The sequence below is a fragment of the Vibrio sp. R10-SG3-ISO10 genome, from assembly GCF_059834185.1.
Genome location: NZ_JCBDHG010000015.1, coordinates 1 through 22,457 on the forward strand (window position 1 = coordinate 1; position 22,457 = coordinate 22,457).

20 protein-coding genes, 1 other RNA gene and 1 pseudogene are annotated in these 22,457 nt (G+C 46.7%); 5 read left to right on the top strand and 17 right to left on the bottom strand.

What is annotated here, in order from left to right; genetic code table 11:
* A pseudogene (locus AC6R16_RS06885) lies at positions 1-221 on the top strand (DUF721 domain-containing protein); the annotation flags it as partial.
* 90 nt (positions 222-311) lie between these two features.
* Here AC6R16_RS06885 and lpxC read toward each other — a convergent pair.
* The 16 genes from lpxC to rsmI form a co-directional block, all read right to left on the bottom strand.
* On the bottom strand, positions 312-1,229 hold the full coding sequence (gene lpxC / locus AC6R16_RS06890; RefSeq protein WP_500641525.1) for a UDP-3-O-acyl-N-acetylglucosamine deacetylase: 918 nt from the start codon (positions 1,227-1,229) through the stop codon (positions 312-314).
* Between the two features lie 97 nt (positions 1,230-1,326).
* A complete protein-coding gene (gene ftsZ / locus AC6R16_RS06895) occupies positions 1,327-2,562 on the bottom strand; it encodes a cell division protein FtsZ (RefSeq protein ID WP_004744949.1) in 1,236 nt (411 codons plus the stop codon).
* Positions 2,563-2,592: 30 nt separating this feature from the next.
* On the bottom strand, positions 2,593-3,855 hold the full coding sequence (gene ftsA, locus AC6R16_RS06900; RefSeq protein WP_069667120.1) for a cell division protein FtsA: 1,263 nt from the start codon (positions 3,853-3,855) through the stop codon (positions 2,593-2,595).
* A complete protein-coding gene (locus AC6R16_RS06905; protein WP_494505395.1) occupies positions 3,848-4,630 on the bottom strand; it encodes a cell division protein FtsQ/DivIB in 783 nt (260 codons plus the stop codon). The genes ftsA and AC6R16_RS06905 overlap by 8 nt, the downstream gene beginning before the upstream one ends.
* 186 nt (positions 4,631-4,816) lie before the next feature.
* Positions 4,817-6,277, bottom strand: a complete 1,461-nt coding sequence (murC, locus tag AC6R16_RS06910) for a UDP-N-acetylmuramate--L-alanine ligase (protein WP_500673961.1) — start codon at positions 6,275-6,277, stop codon at positions 4,817-4,819.
* Between the two features lie 11 nt (positions 6,278-6,288).
* Positions 6,289-7,350, bottom strand: coding sequence for an undecaprenyldiphospho-muramoylpentapeptide beta-N-acetylglucosaminyltransferase (gene murG / locus AC6R16_RS06915; protein WP_500673962.1), 1,062 nt, complete (start codon positions 7,348-7,350; stop codon positions 6,289-6,291).
* On the bottom strand, positions 7,337-8,533 hold the full coding sequence (ftsW, locus tag AC6R16_RS06920) for a cell division protein FtsW (RefSeq protein ID WP_500673963.1): 1,197 nt from the start codon (positions 8,531-8,533) through the stop codon (positions 7,337-7,339). The genes murG and ftsW overlap by 14 nt, the downstream gene beginning before the upstream one ends.
* A gap of 14 nt (positions 8,534-8,547) precedes the next feature.
* The gene (murD, locus tag AC6R16_RS06925) at positions 8,548-9,870 is read right to left on the bottom strand and encodes a UDP-N-acetylmuramoyl-L-alanine--D-glutamate ligase (protein WP_500673964.1); all 1,323 of its coding nucleotides are present in this window, start codon (positions 9,868-9,870) and stop codon (positions 8,548-8,550) included.
* A gap of 14 nt (positions 9,871-9,884) precedes the next feature.
* A complete protein-coding gene (gene mraY / locus AC6R16_RS06930; protein WP_069667126.1) occupies positions 9,885-10,967 on the bottom strand; it encodes a phospho-N-acetylmuramoyl-pentapeptide-transferase in 1,083 nt (360 codons plus the stop codon).
* Complete coding sequence (locus tag AC6R16_RS06935) at positions 10,964-12,322, bottom strand: UDP-N-acetylmuramoyl-tripeptide--D-alanyl-D-alanine ligase (protein WP_500673965.1); 1,359 nt, start codon at positions 12,320-12,322, stop codon at positions 10,964-10,966. The genes mraY and AC6R16_RS06935 overlap by 4 nt, the downstream gene beginning before the upstream one ends.
* Complete coding sequence (gene murE / locus AC6R16_RS06940; RefSeq protein ID WP_500673966.1) at positions 12,319-13,803, bottom strand: UDP-N-acetylmuramoyl-L-alanyl-D-glutamate--2,6-diaminopimelate ligase; 1,485 nt, start codon at positions 13,801-13,803, stop codon at positions 12,319-12,321. Before murE ends, AC6R16_RS06935 begins: the two co-directional genes overlap by 4 nt.
* A gap of 11 nt (positions 13,804-13,814) precedes the next feature.
* The gene (locus AC6R16_RS06945; RefSeq protein ID WP_500673967.1) at positions 13,815-15,539 is read right to left on the bottom strand and encodes a penicillin-binding transpeptidase domain-containing protein; all 1,725 of its coding nucleotides are present in this window, start codon (positions 15,537-15,539) and stop codon (positions 13,815-13,817) included.
* Entirely contained in the window at positions 15,536-15,853 is a 318-nt protein-coding gene (gene ftsL / locus AC6R16_RS06950; RefSeq protein ID WP_004744960.1) for a cell division protein FtsL, read from the bottom strand. Before ftsL ends, AC6R16_RS06945 begins: the two co-directional genes overlap by 4 nt.
* Before the next feature lie 3 nt (positions 15,854-15,856).
* Positions 15,857-16,807, bottom strand: coding sequence for a 16S rRNA (cytosine(1402)-N(4))-methyltransferase RsmH (gene rsmH, locus AC6R16_RS06955; protein ID WP_500673968.1), 951 nt, complete (start codon positions 16,805-16,807; stop codon positions 15,857-15,859).
* Between the two features lie 183 nt (positions 16,808-16,990).
* Positions 16,991-17,421: RNase P RNA component class A (rnpB, locus tag AC6R16_RS06960), an RNA gene on the bottom strand.
* Between the two features lie 229 nt (positions 17,422-17,650).
* Positions 17,651-18,514 (bottom strand): 16S rRNA (cytidine(1402)-2'-O)-methyltransferase, encoded by an 864-nt coding sequence (rsmI, locus tag AC6R16_RS06965; RefSeq protein WP_500673969.1) that lies wholly within the window; start codon positions 18,512-18,514, stop codon positions 17,651-17,653.
* 63 nt (positions 18,515-18,577) lie between these two features.
* On the opposite strand from rsmI, the gene AC6R16_RS06970 reads away from it, so the two are divergent.
* The 4 genes from AC6R16_RS06970 to AC6R16_RS06985 are packed head-to-tail and all read left to right on the top strand — an operon-like array spanning position 18,578 to position 21,911.
* Entirely contained in the window at positions 18,578-20,392 is a 1,815-nt protein-coding gene (locus AC6R16_RS06970; protein WP_500673970.1) for a penicillin-binding protein activator, read from the top strand.
* Entirely contained in the window at positions 20,376-20,744 is a 369-nt protein-coding gene (locus tag AC6R16_RS06975) for a YraN family protein (RefSeq protein ID WP_500642208.1), read from the top strand. Before AC6R16_RS06970 ends, AC6R16_RS06975 begins: the two co-directional genes overlap by 17 nt.
* A gap of 3 nt (positions 20,745-20,747) precedes the next feature.
* Positions 20,748-21,338, top strand: a complete 591-nt coding sequence (locus tag AC6R16_RS06980) for a phosphoheptose isomerase (RefSeq protein WP_500673971.1) — start codon at positions 20,748-20,750, stop codon at positions 21,336-21,338.
* A 3-nt stretch (positions 21,339-21,341) separates the two neighbouring features.
* The gene (locus AC6R16_RS06985) at positions 21,342-21,911 is read left to right on the top strand and encodes a BON domain-containing protein (protein ID WP_500641517.1); all 570 of its coding nucleotides are present in this window, start codon (positions 21,342-21,344) and stop codon (positions 21,909-21,911) included.
* Between the two features lie 46 nt (positions 21,912-21,957).
* On the opposite strand, the gene sspB is transcribed toward AC6R16_RS06985, so the two are convergent.
* Positions 21,958-22,452: a ClpXP protease specificity-enhancing factor gene (gene sspB, locus AC6R16_RS06990; RefSeq protein ID WP_500641516.1), complete on the bottom strand. Its 495-nt coding sequence runs from the start codon at positions 22,450-22,452 to the stop codon at positions 21,958-21,960.
* Between the last annotated feature and the right edge of the window lie 5 nt (positions 22,453-22,457).

Here is a 22,457-nt window from a genome sequence, read left to right on the forward strand (position 1 = left end):
AGCTACGATCAAAAGGGTTTGCTCGCTTGATTGCGGTGAGTGTTCAGATCAACCCTGAACTGTATCGAAGTAAGAACCGCAGTGAAGATAAGCCGAAACCTCGTGACCCAATATCCGGCACGGCAGCGCAGTATCTAGAAATGATCGCAACAGGCGCCTCGCCTAAAGTCAAAGCGAGATTAGAGAGCTTGGCAAAATTGGCTAAAAAAGATCAAGAGTAGCCGAGGCAGGCTGCCAAAACCTAAAGCTATTTAGGAAAGACCAGAAAACAAAAAAGCCAGACTTTCGTCTGGCTTTTTTAATCAATTTTGTTATGCCATAACCATGTTTGGTTCTGCAAATGCAACTGGAGAGGTTGCTTCTTCCTCGAAGGTTACCCATTCCCATGCTTCTTGGTCTGCAAGCACTGAACGAAGTAATTGGTTGTTCAAGCCGTGACCTGATTTAAATGCACGGAATTCACCAATGATTGGGTGGCCACACATGTAAAGGTCACCGATTGCATCCAACACTTTGTGAGTAACAAACTCATTGTCAAAGCGCAGGCCTTCTTCGTTAAGAATACGGTATTCATCCAGTACGATTGCACAATCGAAGCTACCACCTAGACATAGGTTTTGTGACTGTAAGTACTCAATATCGCGCATGAAGCCGAAAGTACGTGCACGAGAGATGTCTTTAACAAAACCTTGCGATGAGAAATCAAACAGTAAATGCTGTTCATCAGATTCAATCGCTGGGTGGTTGAATTCAATTTCGAAATCCATACGGAAGCCGTCGAATGGCACAAATTCTGCCCATTTATCGTCATCTTCAAAGCGCACTGGCTTTTTGATTCGAATAAAGCGTTTTGGTGCATTTTGCTCTTCGATGCCTGCTTGCTGAAGCAAGAATACGAATGGGCTAGCGCTGCCATCCATGATTGGAATTTCTGGTGCGTCAACTTCTACGACGATGTTATCGATTCCCATTCCCGCTAGAGCTGCGTTTAAGTGCTCAACAGTAGAGATACGTACACCTTCGTCATTAACCAGTGCTGTACATAGCATAGTATCGCGAACAGAAGCAGGATCCGCAGGAAAATCAACTGGAGGATTCACATCGGTACGGCGATAAACGATGCCAGTATTTGCAGCAGCAGGGCGCAGAGTAAGCGTGACTTTACGACCAGAGTGGAGCCCCACACCAGTTGTTTTCACTATTTCTTTCAGAGTACGTTGTCTGATCATCTACTTTGCCTCAGTAAAAATGCTACAAATCACGGTCAATTGTGACATTGACCGTGCATGCTACCACAAAATTGAACAGTGTCAAATTGTAGTTATTTTAGTCAGCTTGACGACGTAAGAACGCAGGGATATCAAGATAGCCGCTTTCTTTATCTGCCTTAGGCGCTGCTGCACTTTGACCCGCACCCGAACCAGACGGTGTTGATGTCGTTGGCTGAGGAGTTACCTGAGGTTTTTCCTGCAAAGTTGGTGCCGCTTTTTCTTCCACTTTATTGACAGTCTGCTGAGCAGGCGCTGTTTGTGGTTGAGTCTGCGGTTGAGCAACAGGAGCGACTTTCGCTTTGCCACCCGCAACTAACGTAATATCAGGTTTCTTCTCATTGCCAATACCAGTAGCAACAACTGTCACACGGATTTCATCAGCCATATCAGGATCTAACGAAGTACCGATTACAACGGTTGCATTATCTGAAGCAAACGCTTTAACTGTGTTACCTACGGTCTCGAACTCATCTAGACGCATGTCTAGACCTGCCGTGATGTTGACCAACACACCGCGTGCTCCAGCAAGATCAATGTCTTCTAGAAGTGGGCTAGAAATTGCCATTTCTGCCGCTTCTTCAGCGCGATCTTCGCCTTTAGCAACACCGCTACCCATCATGGCATGACCCATTTCTGACATCACTGTTCTTACGTCAGCAAAGTCGACGTTAATCATGCCTGGACGAGTAATCAGTTCCGCAATACCTTGTACTGCATTCTTTAATACATCGTTCGCGCTAGCAAAGGCTTCAAGTAGTGTAATACCACGGCCAAGTACCTTAAGAAGCTTCTCGTTAGGAATCGTAATTAACGAGTCCACGTGCTTAGAAAGCTCTTCGATACCTTGCTCAGCAAAAGCTAAACGCTTTTTGCCTTCGAAGCTAAATGGCTTAGTTACTACTGCAACCGTTAGGATACCTAACTCTTTTGCCACTTCTGCAATAACAGGAGCTGCGCCTGTACCAGTACCACCGCCCATACCAGCTGCGATAAATACCATATCGGCACCGTTTAGCTCTTCTTTAATGCGATCGCGATCTTCGAGAGCTGCGTCACGTCCTACTTGAGGATTCGCACCAGCACCAAGACCTTTGGTCATATCACCACCAATCTGAATAACACTATTCACACTGGTTTTACGAAGCGCCTGAGCATCAGTATTAATACTAATGAACTCAACACCTTCGATGGATTCACGTACCATGTGTTCAACGGCGTTACCGCCACCGCCACCAACCCCAACGACCTTAATAACTGCGTCGTCAGACATTTCCATCATCGGTTCAAACATGTGTTATCTCCGTTTTTCCTGCCGCTCAGGTTAAAACTCTTTTTGTATCCAATTACGCAAACGACCAAACAACCCCGTTACTGACGAACGCGCTGGCTCGTTGTACTCAGTATCGTCGTTAATTTGACTGTCTCTCGCATAATGAAGTAAACCAACTGCCGTAGAATGATACGGCTCTTTTACATAATCCGTTAAGCCGCTTACCTCTAGAGGTTTGCCGACTCTGACTTGGTTGCGGAATACACGTTCCGCACACTCGACCAGTCCTTCTATCTGTGCTGCTCCACCAGTGAGCACCACACCTGCTGCTAGGTGATGTTTAATCCCTTCTTCGCGCAGCTTTTCTTGAACTGTATCGATGGTTTGATTAACCAGCCCCATAAGCTCAGTATAACGAGGCTCAATCACTTCAGACAGTGTCTGTCTTTGCAAACTGCGTGATGGGCGCCCGCCAACGCTTGGAACGTTAACCGTGTCATCTTTACTGACTAGCTCACTAAGAGCACAGCCATATTTTACTTTTATCTCTTCCGCATCACTCACTGGTGTACCGAAAGCAAAAGCGATATCGCTTGTCACTGCGTTACCGGCATAAGAGAACACTTCAGTATGACGTAGTGCGCCGCCAGTCCAAATGGAAACATCCATAGTACCAGCGCCAATATCTACCACACATACACCGAGCTCACGCTCATCTTCGGTAATCACAGCATTACTTGCTGCTAAACCGGAATAAACAAGGTGTTCAACTTTAAGCCCGCAGCGCTCAACCGCCTTAATAATGTTTCTTGCCATATCATTGTGACAAGAAATTAGGTGTACGCTGACTTCCATGCGCACTCCTGATAAACCTAGCGGATTTTTAATCCCTTCTTGGTAATCAATCGTAAATTCTTGAGGAATTACATGCAGAATGCGCTGTTCGTCACCAATTTTGATCGATTTTGCCGTATGGATTGCACGATCCATATCTTCCTGAGAAACCTCTTCATCAGAGATAGTTCCCATGCCTTTTTCAATACGGCTCGCAATGTGGCGCCCTGAAAGCGAAATAAAAACATTGCTAATTTGGCACTCGGCCATCAATTCAGCTTGGTCAACGGCACGCTGAACCGATTTTACCACCGATTCAAGGTCGTTAACGCCGCCCTTATCCATCCCGCGAGACGGACTACTGCCTGCGCCAATAATGTTAATTTGACCATCAGGCAATACTTCGCCTACGAGAGCCGATACGGTAGCAGTGCCTATATCAAGACCAACAATAATGTTGTCATCAGCGGTCTTAGTCATCTGTAGTCTCTTGTGCTAACTCTTGTTCTGGGAACCATCCTATTGACGCTCCCGTATCATACCTGAGGTCTATGTAGCTCACTCGCTGAGTGTCACTACCCAAATTCTTATAAAGCGAGATAAAGCGCTCTATTCGCTCTTCTAACGACTCTTTACCTAGCTCTAAACGAATTCCATTATCGAGGATGATTTGCCAAGCTCGACGATCATTTAAAACTAGCGATGTGATCATTAGGTTAAGTGCTTCAAATCTCGGGCTTATGTCTCGCCATACCTGAAGAACTTCTTCACTGGTGCCTTGTGGCCCGTATAGCTTGACCCGCTCTTCTTCCAATTTGCCAATATCACCATCAAAAATCTGACCGTAATCATTGAGCAAAGCATTACCATTCCAGATCGCCTCCGCATGGTGCTCTGTCAGAAAAACTTTAACCGTGTCTGGCCACTGCTTACGAATAGAGGCATGAGAAACCCAAGGGATCGACTCCGCCATGTTCTGCAACACATCCACATCCTGAGACATGAATGTACCGACATGCTCAAGCCGAGCAAAAGCTCGTTGAACATCTAAAGCAGATACATAGTGTAATTCGCCCTGAAGCACGATTTTTGAAAGGGGTAGACGCTGGTCGTCCCACATCCAAGTAATCGTTGAGTAGAGGAGAGAGCCAATTAACAACAAGACCACCAGCAAAAAACTGCCACCGAAGGCATGTTCTTTTACCAGTGGCATAGCGGTTAAACGACGGCCTTCATTAAAAGCACTTTTAATCAAAGTCCATAGTCCTTGCCATTAGCTCGCTTATTCTTTCCCTATCCCAATTCGTATAATAGAGGCAAAAGCACTTACTTTAACCTTCGGATTATACTGGCGTCCTAGAAAGTATCAAACACTGAAAGTGATAAATCGCTACTTAAAATGCAATAAGTGACGCAAATACCCAAAATTCGATGTTTTAAACTAGGCCTGAGTCATCTTATCGATATTTAACTCAAAAGCAGCAAGCTGTTTAGCTACTTTACCGACATCACCCGCGCCCTGAGTTAGTACTAAGTCACCATCTTGTAAAACATTAGCGAGAACTGAAGGTAACGCCTTGCTTTCTGGGACAAAAATTGGGTCAAGCTTACCGCGACTGCGAATTGTGCGACATAGCGCTCGACCATCCGCGCCTGCAATTGGTTTTTCACCCGCAGAGTAAACATCCAGCATGATCAAAACATCAACTTGTTCTAGGACATTAGCGAAATCATCATAGAGATCACGTGTTCGGCTATAGCGGTGAGGTTGGAAGATCATCACTAGACGCTTCTCTTTCCAACCATTGCGTGCAGCTTGAATAGTCACATCGACTTCTGTTGGGTGGTGCCCATAGTCATCAACCAACATCGCCTGACCATTACCAGTGTCAAACTCGCCCAGATGATCGAATCGACGGCCTGTGCCTTGTGTGCCAGCCATCGCATTCAAGATCGCTTCGTCGGCAATGTCATCTTCCGTTGCAACCGCAATAGCAGCTGAAGCATTCAAGGCATTATGGCGACCTGGAATATTGAGCGTAATATCGAGGTCAGCTTTGCCTTGACGGATTACCGTGAACTTACCTTGCTGACCTTCTTGACGGTAATTATCAATGCGAACATCCGCGTCTTCCGAGAAACCATAGGTAATCACTTGGCGACTGATCTTCGGCACTAATTCTCGTACAACAGGATCGTCAATACAAACAATCGCTTGACCGTAAAATGGCAGATTATGTAAGAAATCGATGAAAGTTTGCTTTAAGGTCTCGAAATCCCCACCATAGGTGTCCATATGATCCGCTTCGATATTAGTTACGATGCTCACCATAGGTTGAAGGTGTAAGAAGGATGCATCGCTCTCGTCTGCTTCCGCTATCAATATACGGCTAGAACCTAAGCGCGCATTAGTACCCGCACTCTTAACCAAACCACCGTTAACAAAAGTTGGATCAAGGCCTGCTTCATAGTAGATCTGCGTGACTAGCGCTGTAGTAGTTGTTTTACCATGTGTACCCGCCACTGCAATACCGTGGCGGAATCGCATCAGCTCTGCCAACATCTCCGCACGGCGAACCACCGGAATACGCGCTGCTCGCGCGGCAATAATCTCTGGGTTCTCTTCGTTTATCGCTGTTGAGACGACAACAACGCTTGCTTTAGCAACGTTCTCTTCTGCATGGCCGATATAGACGGTGGCACCTTTTTGCGTTAAACGCTCTGTCACCGGGTTTTCAGCAATATCTGAACCTGAGATTTGGTAGCCTTCGTTAAGCAGCACTTCTGCAATGCCACTCATCCCTGCACCACCAATGCCGATAAAGTGAATACATTTCACGCGGCGCATCTCTGGCACCATAGCGCGAATTTGAGCTAAATCTTGAGTATGTTGAATTGTCATGAATCTTCTCGTTATTTCGTCAGTGCAACAATGGCTTCAGCCACCACTTTATCTGCATCTAACTTGGCAGCCCTACGAGCCTCGCTCGCCATAGCCATTAGTTTACTTCGATCTAGTGCCTCAATCTCTGACACCAGCTTGTCAACCGTCAGTTCAGGCTGCTCAATCATTTTTGCTGCGCCACATTCTACCAAGTGGTCAGCATTTAAAGCTTGTTGTCGGTCTTTATGCATAAATGGGATAAAGATTGCTCCTACCCCGGCTGCAGAGACCTCCGATACCGTTAACGCCCCAGAGCGGCAAACCAGTAAATCTGCCCAGTCATACGCCTTGGCGACATCGTCAATAAACTCGGTTACTTGTGCATTTTGTACATTATTTGTTTGATATGCTTGGGTCACTTCATCGCGGTTGTTCTTACCTGCTTGGTGGCGAATCTCAAATTCATCGCCTAGCTTAGCCATTACATCAGGTAAGGTGCGGTTAAGTATTTGCGCGCCTTGGCTCCCCCCCATGACTAGAATACGTACTTTGCCATCACGCTCAGCCATGCGTTGCTCAGGCTCGCGAATCGCAACCACATCTTCCCTCACTGGGTTACCAACAACCTCTGCTTTTGGAAATGCGCCTGGGAAAGCTTGAAAAACCTTTTTAGCTATCTTAGACAACCACTGGTTAGTTAAACCCGCGACGGCATTCTGCTCATGTAACACCACAGGAATACCTTGTAGCCAAGCCGCAATTCCACCAGGCCCGCTGACGTAGCCGCCCATTCCTAGCACAGCATCTGGCTTCCAACGCTTCATATGCGCCCGAGCTTGCATAATTGCATTTAGGATCTGAAAGGGGGCTTTAATCAAGCGAGCAATACCTTGACCTCGTAGACCTTTTACCTTGATAAAGTCGATCTCAATGCCATGTTTGGGCACTAGGTCGGCTTCCATTCTATCTGCGGTGCCTAACCAGCGGATCTCCCACCCTTGAGATTGAAGTTGTTTAGCAACGGCAAGGCCTGGGAATACGTGACCGCCAGTTCCACCAGCCATCACCATTAATCGTTTATTCTTTTTCATCGTTATCTGTGTTTTGTTGTGTTTCTGCGCTAGCTAAACGGCATTCATAATCAATGCGCAGCAATATCGATACAGCGACTGACATAATGATCAAACTCGAACCACCATAACTGATTAGTGGTAGTGTTAAACCTTTGGTTGGCACCATACCTGCCGCAGCGCCAACATTCACTAAGGTTTGAAAAGCGAACCAAATACCTATACCAAATGCCAAGTAACCGCCAAACAACTGATTGTTGTCAAAAGCTTTGCGACCAATAAATATCGCTTTCAGCACCAAGCTAAAAATCAGCATCAAGACTAAAAACACACCCACATAGCCCAACTCTTCGGCTAAAACAGCGAATACAAAGTCAGTATGTGCTTCAGGAAGGTACTCTAGTTTTTGGATTGAGTTACCTAGACCTTGACCAAACCACTCACCACGACCAAACGCCATTAACGACTGGGTTAGCTGGTAGCCACTACCAAACGGATCTTCCCACGGGTCGAGGAATGAGGTGACGCGGCGCATACGATAAGGCTCGATGTAAATCAGAGTGGCAACCGAGAGCAGTCCCACCACCATCAAGGCCAGGAACTGAGTGAGTTTAGCGCCAGCAATAAACAGCATGCCGAATAAAGTCACCAACATCACGACCACTGTACCTAAGTCTGGTTGTAACAGCAGTAAACTGGCTAAGGTGGCAAAAACAATAATAGGTTTAATAAAACCACCAAAAAAGCTCGACCTCACTTCTTCATTTTTACGTACCAGATAACCGGACATAAAGATAAACAGCGATAGCTTGGCCACTTCAGCGGGTTGTAAGTTAAACAAGCCAAGGGGTATCCAACGTGATGCCCCATTTACTGACTTACCCGCCACCAGCACTACGAAGAGCAGAAATATCGATAGCAGCAACAACCAAGTGCTGTATTGCGCCCACCGCTTAGTGGGAACTTGTAGGATTACCGCAGACGTCGACAATGCCAGAACCAGAAAGATGGCGTGGCGGAACATAAAGTGGAACGGTTGATCCGTTAGGCGTGAGCTAATTGGGAAAGAAGCAGAAGTCACCATCACTAAGCCTGTTAGCATTAGGCCTAATGAAATCCATACCAATTGACGGTCATACAAAGCCTCGGGTGAAGCTGAAGTCACCCAACGTTTAATACTGCCAAAGACGTTTTGAATCTGCATATATCTCGGTGAATTTAAGCGTAAGCTTTTGCAAGCTCGGTAAAGGCATCGCCGCGAGCCATAAAGTTATTAAACTGATCAAAGCTCGCACAAGCAGGTGATAATAGCACCATATCACCGGATGAAACTTGAGTGGCAACCCATTTAATGATTTCGTGCATGGTATCAAAACGTTTCGCACTACTATGTAGCGGCATAAACTGATCACCATCTTCACCAAAGCAGCACAGCTGTACGTTGAGCGACTGCAAAATTGGTGCAAGTTCAGAGAAATCAGCACCTTTACCGACACCACCAACCAGCAAGTAGAGTTTACCTTCAAGCTCTAATCCTGCTAACGCTGCCATAGTGCTAGCAACATTGGTCGCCTTAGAATCATTGACCCACTTAACACCTTGATTATCGGCAACAACCTGGCATCTGTGTGTCAAACCGTTGTAAGACTTAAGTGCGGATAGCCCTTTCGCCACATCGACTCCCGCTTCGGTCAGCAGAGCTAAAACGACTAAAGCGTTGGCGACGTTATGTCGACCAACTAAGGAAAGATCACTGCTCGCACAAATAGGCTTGCCATCAATGGCTAGATATTCTGTCTTGTCGTGTTCAAGTAGCGAGAAGCGCGTCACTTGGTTAAGACTAAACTCGACTAAATTATTGGCCTGTTCAGGGTAGGTTGCTCGGTCATCAGCATTCACAATACAAGCGCTAGCATGATTGAAAATACGCAGCTTAGCTTGACGGTAATCCTCCATCCCTTGGTAGCGATCCATGTGATCTTCGGAAAGATTAAGGAAAGCCACCGCTTTTGGAGCGAGAGATGAGGTGGTTTCAAGTTGGAAGCTCGAAAGCTCCAATACATAAAGGTCAGCGTCTTGCCTTAGCAAATCTAAAGCAGGCACACCAATGTTGCCGCCAACCCCAACCTTTAAACCTGTCGCTTGAGCAACTTGACCAGTCCAGTCAGTCACAGTGCTTTTACCATTTGATCCAGTAATCGCGATGACTGGCTTGTTGACTTGCCAAGCAAACAGTTCGATATCACCAACGACAGGAATCTTGGCATTAATGACTTGCTCAATCTCTGGCAGCGCAAGCGCTATACCTGGATTAGTCACGACTAAATCTGCGGCCATCAACCACGCTTGATTCCAGCCCCCTGAGTGCAGTTCAACACCTTCAGGCAGAGCGTCACTGCCCGGCGGATTGTCTCGGGTATCGATAACGCGAATATCAAGTGCTTTAGGTAATTCTTGCAAGTGTTTAACGACAGAGAGCCCGGTAATACCGAGCCCTACAACCACCACTTTCTCAATACCTTGCCAGCGGTCAATGGTCATTGTGTATGATTTCCTTATCGAACTTTAAGAGTCGCTAGACCAATAAGAACGAGAACAATAGAGATGATCCAAAAACGTACAATCACTCGTGGTTCCGGCCAGCCTTTTAGCTCATAGTGGTGATGGATCGGAGCCATACGGAAGATACGTTGACCACGTAGTTTGTATGAACCAACCTGAAGAATCACAGACAGAGTCTCCATAACGAAAACACCGCCCATAATCACCAAGACAAACTCTTGGCGAACTAGCACCGCAATAGTACCTAGTGCACCGCCTAAGGCTAGTGAACCTACATCGCCCATAAACACTTGAGCTGGGTAGGTGTTAAACCATAAGAATCCTAATCCGGCGCCAACAATTGCGGTACAAACGACCACCAATTCAGAGGCTTGCGGAATGTGTGGAATATGCAGATAGTTAGCAAAGTTCACGTTACCTGTCGCCCAAGCAATAGCGGCGAAACCAGCAGAAACCAGTACGGTCGGCATAATCGCGAGCCCGTCGAGACCATCGGTTAAGTTCACTGCGTTACTGGTACCCACGATAACAAAATAAGTAAGAACGATGTACATCAGTCCAAGTTGAGGCATCACTTCTTTAAAGAAAGGCACCACTAACTGAGTCGCTGCGGTATCTTTACCGTGAGCGTATAGAGCAAAGGCTACCACTAGTGCAATCGCCGATTGCCAAAAGTACTTCCAACGGGCAATCAATCCATCGGTATTCTTGCGCACCACTTTGCGATAATCATCAACGAAACCAATCGCCCCATAGCCAAGCAGTACCGCAAGCACAGCCCAAACATAAGGGTTCGACAAATCAGCCCAAAGCAGTACCGTGGTCACGATGGCGGTCAAAATCATGATACCGCCCATGGTCGGCGTACCACGTTTACTAAAGTGAGACTCTGGTCCTTCGTTACGCACAACCTGACCAATTTGCAGCAGTTGCAAACGTCTGATCATAATCGGGCCCATCCAGAGTGAAATGCCGAGTGCGGTTAACACACTGACAATCGCACGGAAGGACAGGTACTCGAATAATCGGAAGAATGAAAAATATGGCTGTAGCAGCTCAGCAAGCCAAATAATCATGTATACATCTCCTTGACAGCAGTAGCAATTTTGCTCATTCCTGCACTATTAGCCCCTTTGACTAACAGTGTTTGAGCTTGTTGACTCTGTTCAATCTGCTGTTTTATATAATCAATCATGCTTTGGTGATCTTCAAAATGAATCCCACCACACTCTTCACTGATCGCTTTTGCATCAGCGCCATAAGTAAGCACGTGTTCAAATTTGAATGGGGCAGCATGTTCCCCGACTTGACGATGAAGTGCAAGACTTTCATCACCTAACTCGGCCATATTACCCAAAATTAACCAGCGTTCTCCGCTAAAGCCAGAAAGGAGATCAGCAGCCGCTTTCATAGCAGGTACGCTGGCATTGTAGCTATCATCGATAAGCTTGACCGTCTCACTTAACTCAACCAACTCGACACGGCCTTTTACTTTGCCGAGTTGAGCCAATCCGGTCTTAACCAATTCAAGCGATGCACCAAGTTCTAACGCTAGTGCGGTTGCAGATAGCGCATTCGACACATTGTGCTGACCAATGATGCCCAACTTAACTTCAACACTGCCAATCGGTGCCACAAGCGTAAACTTCGCTTCACCCATTTCATTGAGTAAGATGTTGCTAGCAAAGTAGTCCGCAGAAGCGTCATTTACCGAGAAAGTCTTAATAGTTTTGTCTGCTAATACAGCTTGCCAATAGTCACCACCGTGACTATCAAGGTTAACAATCGCAACAGAACCCGCTTTTAAGCCTTGGTAGATTTCACCTTTAGCTTGCTTTACCCCATCCATCGAGCCAAAGCCTTCTAGGTGAGCAGCGGCGACATTATTGACCAGTGCGACATCAGGCTGAACCAGTTGAGTGGTGTAGGCAATTTCACCAATATGATTTGCCCCCATCTCAATCACAGCAAAGTCATCATCTGGCGTTGAACGTAGCAAGGTCAGCGGAACACCAATGTCGTTATTGAAGTTTCCAGCCGTGAATAACACGCGGCCTTTCTGCTCCATAATACTGGCAACCATTTCTTTTACTGTGGTCTTACCGCAGCTCCCCGTAATAGCCACGGTAGGCGTTGAGCAAGTGTGGTGCACCAGAGAACCAAGTTGACCAAGAGCAAGCTTAGTATCTTTAACGAGTAATTGAGGGACATCAGCTTCAACAATGCGGCTCACCAATAGAGCTCCTGCTCCTGACTCAACGGCCTGAGCGGCAAAATCGTGCGCATCAAATCGCTCGCCAACTAAAGCAATAAACAATGCGCCAGTTTCAATGGCGCGCGTATCGGTTGATACTGAATTTATCACTAAATCATTACCGATCAGTTCAGCGTCTAGCGATTCAGCAATCTGGCTTAACATCAAAGAAATCATGCATTGTTCTCCAACAGTTGCTGCGCTGACTCACGATCCGAGTAGTGAACCGTCTCATTAGCCATCACTTGATAATCTTCATGACCTTTACCCGCAAGTAAAATGATGTCATCTGACTGACTATTCTCTAAAGCATGTTTCAACGCATCAAAACGGCTGTGCTGTACGATTGCGCTGTCAGGATTGGCCATGCCTGCGAGCATATCTTGGACGATCTGTTGCGGTGATTCACTGCGAGGGTTGTCATCGGTAAGAATGATATGATCCGCCAAGCGCTCACCTATACCCGCCATCATCGGACGCTTACCTGTATCGCGATCACCGCCACAACCAAAAATAGCCCAAAGCTTACCTTGGCAGTGAACTCGGAGTGCTTGCAGGGCTTTTTCTAGTGCATCTGGTGTGTGAGCGTAGTCAACGACAACCTTGGCTTTTTCTTTGGCAGCAAACAGTTCCATACGACCAATTACAGGTTTTAGCGAACTTGCCGTTGCAATCAAATCTTGCTTATCAATACCAAGACAAAGCAAAGTCACCATAGCGAGTAAGACATTATTGGCATTGAATTCACCAATTAAAGGGACGCTAATCGTACCCGGGCCAAATACGCCTGCAAAATCGAAGGTAATGCCCGATTCAGAGTAACTCACCTGCTCTGCCCACACTGCACGTGAGTGCTCACTCGGCTTTAGGGTAACAGCAATGGCGTTATCTAGGCGATTGAACCACTCTGCCCCAACCGGATCATCAATATTGATCACCGCTTTATTGCAGATATGTTGGCTAAATAGCGAGAACTTAGCTTCTGCGTACTCTTCCATCGTACCGTGATAATCTAAGTGATCACGGCTTAAGTTGGAAAAAGCACCAACCTCAAACTCCACGGCTCTAACACGCCCTTGGACCAAACCATGGGAAGAGACTTCTAAAGCGGTATAGTCAGCGCCTTGTTGCTCCAACGCATGTAAGGTTTGAAGAATCTCAATCGCGCTACCTGTGGTGTTTTTCGCCACTTGAAGATCGGCAAGAAAACCGTTGCCTGTGGTTCCCATCACTGCCGCTTTTTTCTCTACAAGATCAAGCCACTGAGCAATTAACTGAGTAATGGTGGTTTTACCATTGGTGCCAGTGACACCAATGAGCTTATTGTTAGTCAACGGATACAGACGCTTGGCAAGCGCAGATAAATGCTGCCCTAAGTTGCCAAGATAGATCACAGGAACATCACCTTGCAGTTCAACCTGACCATGTGGGTGAGACTCACACGCCTCAGCAATAATTGCATTTGCGCCTTGCTCGATAGCGATTGGAATAAAACGTCGTCCATCGACTGCATGCCCTTTTACCGCCACAAAGGTTGAACCTTGCGAGACATTTCGGCTATCAAGTTCTAGGCTCTGAACAATCACACTTGCCCCTGGGCGGTTAGAAATATCCACCCACGGAGAAAGTAACACGGCTAAGGTCAGTTCCTTCGACATAGTAAACTCACTTAATCTTGTTTAAATCTATTCTCATCAGGGGCCACGTTGAGAATTTGCAACGTGCCCTTCAAAATTTCAGCAAAGACAGGGCCTGCCACTGAACCACCATAGTAGTTATCACCTTGTGGTTCATTGACTACCACCACTAGCGCTACCCTCGGGTCACTCGCTGGAGCGACACCAGCGGTATAGGCGAAGTACTCGTCACCATAGCCACCAGCAATTGCTTTACGTGAAGTACCTGTTTTCGCCGCAACGCGGTAGCCAGGTACCGCAGCCTTAGTCGCAGTACCACCCGGCTGCGTTACTGTCTCAAGCATGTTGAGTACTTTTTGCGCGTTGTCGTGGTCTATAACCTGCTTAGATAAATCTTGCTGATTGTTTTCGATGATATGAATTGGCTGATACTCACCAAGGTTACCTAACGTCGCATAGGCGTGAGCAAGCTGAAGAGGAGTAATGGTCAACCCGTAGCCGAACGACAGTGTCGCAATTTCAAACTTCGACCAGCGGCGACGATTAGGGAAAATACCTTGCGTTTCACCGACCAAGTTCAGACCAGAAACTTCACCAAAGCCGACAGAGCTATACATACCTAACAAAGCTTCAAGCGGCATCTCTAAGGCAAGTTTCGCCACACCAATGTTACTCGACCTCTTTAAAATGGTGGTTAGGTCAGCTTTGCCGACTTTGGACGTGTCACGTACACGGCTTCCGCCAATTTGCATAATACCGTTGCCAGTATCAATCACCGTATCATCATCAGCAACGCCATTTTCTAACGCAGCTAAAACAACAAAAGGTTTCACCGTTGAACCCGGCTCAAACGCATCGGTAATCACTCGGTTACGCATTTTTGCTGACTGAAGGTCTGCGCGGTTGTTTGGGTTATATGAAGGAGCATTGACCATCGCCAACACTGCACCTGTTTTTACATCAAGAATTACCGCAGAGCCAGACGTCGCTCGATAGTCAGCCACCGCTTGCTTTATCGCACGGTAAGCAATCGCCTGAATACGCTGATCAATGGTCAACTCTAACGGCTTGCCTTCTTCACGTTCTTCAAGAGAGATGTTCTCCACCACGCGACCATAGCGATCTTTACGTATAATTCGCTTACCCGCTTCGCCCGTGAGCCACTTATCGTAACTGCGCTCAACGCCTTCAAGGCCATGGCCATCAATCCCTGTCACACCAACTAAGTGAGCACTAACTTCACCTGCTGGATAGTAGCGTCTCGATTCGGCTTTCAGACCTACGCCAGATAGCTTTAACTCACGAATGTAGTGCGCCATAGCAGGGCTTACTTGACGCTGCAGATAGATAAATCGCTTGCTCTTGTTACGGTTTATTTTGTCGATTAAGCCTTGGCGCTTTAGACCAAGAACATCTGCGAGAGCATGCCAGCGGTCGACATCTACTAACCCGCCAGCTTTAAAAATGGCAACCGGATCAGCCCAAACGGCTTCAACCGGAACACTTACTGCCAAAGGCTCGCCATTGCGATCTGAAATGATGCCTCGTGCCGAATGGAGTGTCTTTGCTCGGATTGAGCGCAGATCACCCTGCTTGATTAAGTTGTCTGGTTCAACTATTTGGATGTAAGCAATACGGCCAGCAAGCGCCGCGAAAGCACAGAATACGAAAAATAGCACCAAGTAGAAGCGCCAACGGATTAACGTCGCTGGCGGCTGCTCGGTTTTAGACTCGACAGGTTTAACTTTTTTGCTCATGGAAGGTTGATAATGACTTCTTTGTCTGAATCTGGGCGCTTCATTTCTAGCTCCTTCTTAGCAACAGCTTGTACGCGGCTATGCTCCGCTAAGGCTGTTTCTTCGATAAGCAGATTACGCCACTCATTGTCCAATCTTTCACGCTCAACCAGTGCCTGATCCTTTTCGGTAATTGCCTGACGAGTGTGATGGGTAGTAAAAACCACCCCCATCGCGCTACTAAAAATCAGTACCAATAAAATCAGTGGCACTCGACCAACACTCAAAAGATCGAGTGCTATCAGTTTTGCGAGATTAGGAGCAGGCTTACTCATGGTTTATAGCTTTTCAGCCAAGCGAAGCACTGAACTACGTGAGCGAGCATTCATTTCCACTTCTTGTTTAGAAGGCTTAATCGCTTTGCCTACAGGTTTCAGGTTGGCACTGCCTAACGCTTTAATTTGATCTTCCGTCATAGGAATGCCATGAGGTACTTCAGGCCCTTTACTCTCTTTGCGAATAAAGCGCTTAACCATACGATCTTCTAACGAGTGGAAGCTAATTACTGATAGGCGACCTTGAGGAGCCAATATACTTGCAGCACCTTTAAGTGCCGTATCAATCTCTTCTAACTCACTATTGATGTAGATTCGGAACGCTTGGAATGCACGAGTTGCTGGGTGTTTCTTCTCTTTAAAGCTCTTTGGTGCAGCTTCAGAAATTAGTTTAGCCAGTTGACCTGTGCGAGTTAACGGTTCGTTCTCTTCGTTTTCACGGTAAGCAACAATCGCTTTAGCAATGCGGCGAGCATGTTTATCTTCACCAAACTCACGAATCACCCAAGTAATGTCATCAAGGTCAGCTTCCAATAGCCATTGAGAAACTGGAATGCCTGAGGTCGGGTCCATGCGCATATCTAGCGGCCCGTCTTTCATAAAACTAAAGCCACGCTCTGCGTCGTCCAACTGGGGTGACGACACACCAAGATCAAGCAATACACCATCAACTTTACCGACCAGATCGTACTCAACGGCATATTCAGCCATACCCGAAAATGGACCATGAATAATAGTAAAACGCGGATCGTCAATCTTGTTCGCTTCGGCGATAGCTTGTGGGTCGCGATCAATACTGTATAGGCGACCGTTTTCACCGAGCTTTGAGAGAATTGTACGGCTGTGACCTCCGCGACCGAATGTACCGTCAATGTAAATACCGTCTGGTTTTATTGCTAAACCATCGATCGATTCATGAAGGAGTACAGATATGTGTTTAAATGCTTCGGTCATAGTTATCTCATGTGGCTGACGCATTGACGAATTCAGATTCTCCAGTGTACTGATTTAATGGCTTATCGCCACCACTAGCGAGTGAGAACACGTGATTTTGCGCTAAGTTTAATAGTTAGAAAATAAATTTGGTCAATAAAAAGCAAAAAACCCATCATAACAAAGTTACGATGGGTCTCGAATAGGTGGAGCCGACACATAAGCCGGGTTCTGTTCCGCTTGCGCGGCGGTAGCCATTCGTCTAGGCCAGCAATCACTCACTGGCTCGAGCAACCTACCCGCCTCCTTACGCGAGCAACGCAATGTGGAGGCCTATTTGGTCTTGCTTCAGGTGGAGTTTACCCTGCTACGAACTATTGCTAGTCGTCCGGTGCGCTCTTACCGCACCCTTTCACCCTTACCTGTTCCCTTACGGGCCATCGGCGGTCTTCTCTCTGCTGCACTTGTCGTGGGCTTGCGCCCCCCAGGCGTTACCTGGCACCTTGCTCTATGAAGCCCGGACTTTCCTCCCCTTTGTCAGTCTCCCGAAGGACGTCAACGTCAGTCTCCTAAAAGGACCTCAACGTCAGTCTCCCGAAGGACATCAACAAAGCAGCGACTACCCAGTCGACTCCGAGGGCGGATTGTATAGAGTTCAGAGAGCAGTGTCTAGCGAGATCACAGATTTGCTGCAAACGGAGGGTTAAGTGGTCAGAAAGTAGACGAGAACGCTAGCGCTATAGAAAGCGGGATCGGGCTTCGCCCTGTGAGAATCTGGAACGGACTTCGTCCTTCGAGAGTCGAGAAGTAGATATTAGAGCCGAGAACACATCTTCTCGATTCTCGACTCTAATTTCTCGAACCTTAGTCTAGGTTCTCCAATCCCCACTTATACAGCGCATTCTTTTTTAGGTTGTAAATTTCTGCCGCCATCGCTGCCGCTTTCTTTAATGGCAACTCTTTGGTCAAAATGGTCACCGTGCGCTTAACTTCTTCAGGGATAGAGTCATCTTCTGATGCGCAGTAGCCATGGATCAGCAGCGCCATTTCACCTCGTTGCTGGTTAGAGTCCGCTTTGACCCATTCAACCAGTTCACCTAGCGGCATACCTTGGATAGTTTCGAAGGTTTTAGTCAGCTCTCGCGCTAATACCACTTCTCTGTCTGGGCCCAAGATTTCAAGCATGTCGTCGAGTGAGTCTAAAATACGGTGTGGAGACTCATAGAACACACAAGTACGCTCAACTTTAGCGATCTCAAGAAACTTATCCTTACGGCCTTTACTTTTAGCCGGTAAGAAACCTTCAAAGCTAAAGCGGTCAGATGGTAGACCTGACGCACTTAATGCGGTGATGACCGCGCAAGCTCCTGGTAACGGAACAACTTTGACTCCCGCCTGACGACATTGAGTCACAAGATGGTAACCTGGATCACTAATTAATGGTGTACCTGCATCAGAAACTAATGCGATCGAGTGCCCAGCTAACAATTTATCGACTAACACTTGCGCTTTTTGCTGTTCATTATGATCATGAAGGGCAAAAGTTTTAGTTTGAATACTGAAGTGAGACAATAGTTTACCAGTATGACGAGTATCTTCAGCAGCAACGAGGTCTACATTGGATAAAACTTCAATCGCTCGTTGAGTTATATCGCCTAAATTACCAATCGGCGTAGGCACGATATAGAGAGTTGGAACCTCAGTTGGTAAGGTTTTGTTATCTGTCATTTGTTTACCATCACTTCAACGATTAATATAGACACAATCTTATACGGAATTAATAAAGAACTCATGGCCATGAATAACCACAAGCGTCTAAGTGTAACACGCTTACTGACTCCTGTAGCACTTGCTGTCACATTGGCAGCGTGTTCTTCTGCTCCTAAGACGCCGCGAAGTGTCGATATTACCCTAGATCCGAATCAATCGGTGCAAACCTACTTAATGCGCGCCGACAGCAGCCAGGGTAGCTTACAAAATGACTGGTTAATCATGGCACTAAAAGCCTCCATTGACTCAGGTGACCTTGTTCAATCTGAACTTTTAATCAAGCGTTTGGCTCGCCAGTCTTTAAACGACATGCAACAAGCTGAGTGGCAACTCGCCCGTGCTGAACTGCTAGTCACTCAAGGGAACCATGCGGAAGCGTTACAAATACTTAACTTTAAACCATCATGGCAGCTAGGCGAAGATCAATGGCTTAACTACCACCAGTTGCGCTCCTCACTGTTTACCAAGCAGGGTGACTTCTTCAACGCGACACGCGAGCTCTCGTTGAGTAGCCAATATCTTCCAGAAAGTGAGCAAGCTTTTGTTGCACAAGGAATTTGGAACAACCTTACTCAGTACTCCGCTTCGCAAATCGAAACCCTGAAGCGCCAAGAGTCTGACCCGGTAATCTCCGGTTGGCTTGAATTAACGGGTCTAACTAAGACTTTGGCGAACAATCTACCACAGCTAAAATCTGGCCTTGAACAATGGCTGCTAGACAACCCAACTCACCCTGGCGCTACCTACACACCGCAAGCAGTGACTGATATTCTCGCGCTCGAAATCACTAAACCAGTAAACACTGCCTTGCTACTGCCACTCTCTGGCAAATTTGCCAAGCAAGCTCAGTTGATCCGCGACGGATTTATCCTTGAAATGATGAACGACGGAGAGCGGGATGAAAACGCAACGCTGACGGTGATTGACACCAACGCTACTTCTATCGAAGAGCTTGAAGCAACTTTGGTTGAGAAGCAGATTGATTCAGTTGTTGGGCCACTACTCAAGGACAACATTGAAAAGCTACAGCAAGCACAAGCTAGTTTCACCAACCCGCTACCGACGCTGGCACTTAACATTCCTGATGAAGTTGAAGCTGGTAACAACACCTGCTATTTGGCCTTATCACCAGAACAAGAAGTGGCACAAGCAGCTAAGCACCTTGCAAAACAAGGCTATCAATATCCACTCATTCTTGCACCTCAAGGTCGTTTAGGCTCAAGAGTCGTTGAAGCATTTGAGCAAGAATGGCAAAAACATAGCGACAACAAAGTTGCCATCAATCTCTTTGGTGATAAACGTCAGCTACAACGCGATATTAACAAAGTGTTTGGTCTGCAAAGTAGCCAGCAGCATATCGCTCAAATGGAATCCCTGCTTAATATCCCTCTAGAGAGTCAACCGCGCAGCCGCCGTGATATCGATGCGGTATATATCGTTGCAAGTGGCTCGGAATTAACTTTGATAAAGCCTTTTATCGAAGTGGCAATTAACCCAGATACGACTCCACCTAAACTCTACTCTAATTCGCGTAGTAATAGCGGCCGTCAGCAATACGAAGATCTCTCTGGTGTAATGTATAGCGATATCCCGTTATTGATTCAGCCTGATGCAGCATTGAAAGCTCAAATGGATCAACTTTGGCCAAAAGATTCCAACGCAGAAAAACGCCTTCAAGCACTAGGAATGGATGCATACCGCTTAATGGAGCACCTGCCACAAATGAAAGTTGTGCATGACTATACCGTTGATGGCAACACGGGCGTATTAAGCATCAATGATGATTGTATTGTCCAACGTGAAATAAGCTGGGCGGAGCATAGTGCTACTCAGTAAGCGCGCGCAAGGACAACATTACGAAGCTGCAGCTGAAAAGCATCTTATCAGTTGCGGCTTATCGCCAATTGAGAGAAACTTCCTTATCAAAGGAGGCGAACTCGACCTGATTATGAAAGATGGCGAGACGATTGTTTTCGTTGAAGTTCGCTACCGTAAAAGCCAAGCTTATGGCCATGCAGCGGAAACAGTCACCGCTAGCAAAATGAAAAAGCTCATCAAAACAGCAACACTGTGGCTGAGCAAAAATGGCTTATCTGTCTATTCAACCGATTTTCGCTTTGACTTAGTGGCTATCCATCAGCAAGGCGAGCAAATCGAGTGGATAAAAAACGCAATTACTCAAGGATAATCGATGCTAGACAGCATTAAAGACAGCTTTACTGAAAGTATTCAAATTCAAATCGCAGCAGCCGAAGCGCTTCCTGACGCCATTACTCACTCAGCGCAAGCTATGGTAGCGAGCCTACTCAACGGCAACAAAATTCTTTGCTGCGGCAACGGTGGTTCTTCTTCAAACGCACAACAGTTTGTTTCTTGTCTTCTCAACCGTTTTGAAACCGAGCGACCAAGTTTACCTGCTATGGCTCTGACTGCGGATAACACCACCTTAACCGCAGTGGCGAATGACTACCACTACGAAGAAATATTCTCCAAACAGGTACGCGCTTTTGGTCAAACGGGTGATATCTTACTTGCTATCTCAACCAGTGGTAACAGTAAAAATATCATCAAAGCGATGGAAGCCGCGGTAACTCGAGATATGACCATTATTGCCTTAACGGGTAAAGACGGTGGCGAGATGGCGGGTTTGTTAGGTGAGAATGACGTTGAGATCCGTATCCCATCTCACAGAACAGCAAGAATTCACGAAGTTCATATGGTGACCCTACACTGCTTGTGCGATCTTATCGACCAAGTACTGTTCCCAGCTCACGAAGAGTAAGTTATGAAAATATTTAAAGGACTATTGCTGTCATTGTTTGCCCTGAGTATTACCGGCTGCGCTGGTTTATTTGTCGCCGGGGCAGCAACAACTGCAAGTATTGTGATAGATCCAAGAACAACGCAAGAAATCTGGAACGACAACAACATTGAGTTTGAAATTGCAGGTATCGGTAACAAAGCGCCTTTCAGAGGCAACGCACGTATTACTGCGAGCTCTTACAATGGTAACGTTGTCCTAATGGGGCAAGCGAACACCGAACAGCTAAAGCGCGAAATTGAAAGCCGTGCGCGTGACATAAAAGGTGTCGAGAACATTTACAACCAGCTGCGCGTTAAAGCACCACTCTCTGTTGGTGAGATCAGCCATGATAGTTGGATTACCACTAAGGTTAAATCGGCTTTAATCGCCAACTCTGAGTTGAGTGGAACCAAAATCAAGGTCATCACCGAAGATAAAGAAGTCTTCCTTCTTGGATATGTATCGGATGAGCACGCCAACATCGCGACCGATGTTGCACGTAACATATCTGGTGTAAAACAGGTGGTAAAAGCATTCCATCAAGGAAGCTAAACCATCTGCAGGCACAAAAAAAGCAGCGCTCGGCGCTGCTTTTTTATTACTTAACGACTCTAAGGCTTGGTCGACCTTTTGGCCTTGGCGGCTCATCCTCATCAACACCAACATCTGCAGTTTCCGGTTCTGGTTCTACTTCTGTTGCTACTGACAATGGTTGAGGTTCATCAGTCACCTCTTCAATGCTTTCTTCCTCGTACTCAGCCATGTAAGCCTCTTCAGGCTCAAACATAGTACCAGCGCCGTTTTCACGTGCGTAGATAGCTTGTACGGCATACAAAGGAACAATCACCGAGTGAGGGCGACCACTAAAGCGAGCATTGAAGGTAATCGCTTCGTTGCCTAACTCTAAATTACCCACCGCTCTTGGAGCGATATTAAGGATAATCTGACCGTCTTGAACAAACTCCAAAGGTACACGTACACCAGGTAACTCTGCTGCCACGACCAAGTGTGGAGTTAAATCGTTATCCACCAGCCAATCATAGAATGCACGAAGCATGTATGGTCGGCGTGGTGTCATGTTTGCTATATCCATCTTCT

Bases quoted from the DNA above. Each gene is read 5' to 3' on its own strand.
- lpxC (WP_500641525.1), bottom strand. From the start codon at position 1,229: ATGATCAGACAACGTACTCTGAAAGAAATAGTGAAAACAACTGGTGTG.
- ftsZ (WP_004744949.1), bottom strand. From the start codon at position 2,562: ATGTTTGAACCGATGATGGAAATGTCTGACGACGCAGTTATTAAGGTC.
- ftsA (WP_069667120.1), bottom strand. From the start codon at position 3,855: ATGACTAAGACCGCTGATGACAACATTATTGTTGGTCTTGATATAGGC.
- murC (WP_500673961.1), bottom strand. From the start codon at position 6,277: ATGACAATTCAACATACTCAAGATTTAGCTCAAATTCGCGCTATGGTG.
- murG (WP_500673962.1), bottom strand. From the start codon at position 7,350: ATGAAAAAGAATAAACGATTAATGGTGATGGCTGGTGGAACTGGCGGT.
- ftsW (WP_500673963.1), bottom strand. From the start codon at position 8,533: ATGCAGATTCAAAACGTCTTTGGCAGTATTAAACGTTGGGTGACTTCA.
- murD (WP_500673964.1), bottom strand. From the start codon at position 9,870: ATGACCATTGACCGCTGGCAAGGTATTGAGAAAGTGGTGGTTGTAGGG.
- mraY (WP_069667126.1), bottom strand. From the start codon at position 10,967: ATGATTATTTGGCTTGCTGAGCTGCTACAGCCATATTTTTCATTCTTC.
- AC6R16_RS06935 (WP_500673965.1), bottom strand. From the start codon at position 12,322: ATGATTTCTTTGATGTTAAGCCAGATTGCTGAATCGCTAGACGCTGAA.
- murE (WP_500673966.1), bottom strand. From the start codon at position 13,803: ATGTCGAAGGAACTGACCTTAGCCGTGTTACTTTCTCCGTGGGTGGAT.
- AC6R16_RS06945 (WP_500673967.1), bottom strand. From the start codon at position 15,539: ATGAGCAAAAAAGTTAAACCTGTCGAGTCTAAAACCGAGCAGCCGCCA.
- ftsL (WP_004744960.1), bottom strand. From the start codon at position 15,853: ATGAGTAAGCCTGCTCCTAATCTCGCAAAACTGATAGCACTCGATCTT.
- rsmH (WP_500673968.1), bottom strand. From the start codon at position 16,807: ATGACCGAAGCATTTAAACACATATCTGTACTCCTTCATGAATCGATC.
- rsmI (WP_500673969.1), bottom strand. From the start codon at position 18,514: ATGACAGATAACAAAACCTTACCAACTGAGGTTCCAACTCTCTATATC.
- AC6R16_RS06970 (WP_500673970.1), top strand. From the start codon at position 18,578: ATGGCCATGAATAACCACAAGCGTCTAAGTGTAACACGCTTACTGACT.
- AC6R16_RS06980 (WP_500673971.1), top strand. From the start codon at position 20,748: ATGCTAGACAGCATTAAAGACAGCTTTACTGAAAGTATTCAAATTCAA.
- AC6R16_RS06985 (WP_500641517.1), top strand. From the start codon at position 21,342: ATGAAAATATTTAAAGGACTATTGCTGTCATTGTTTGCCCTGAGTATT.
- sspB (WP_500641516.1), bottom strand. From the start codon at position 22,452: ATGGATATAGCAAACATGACACCACGCCGACCATACATGCTTCGTGCA.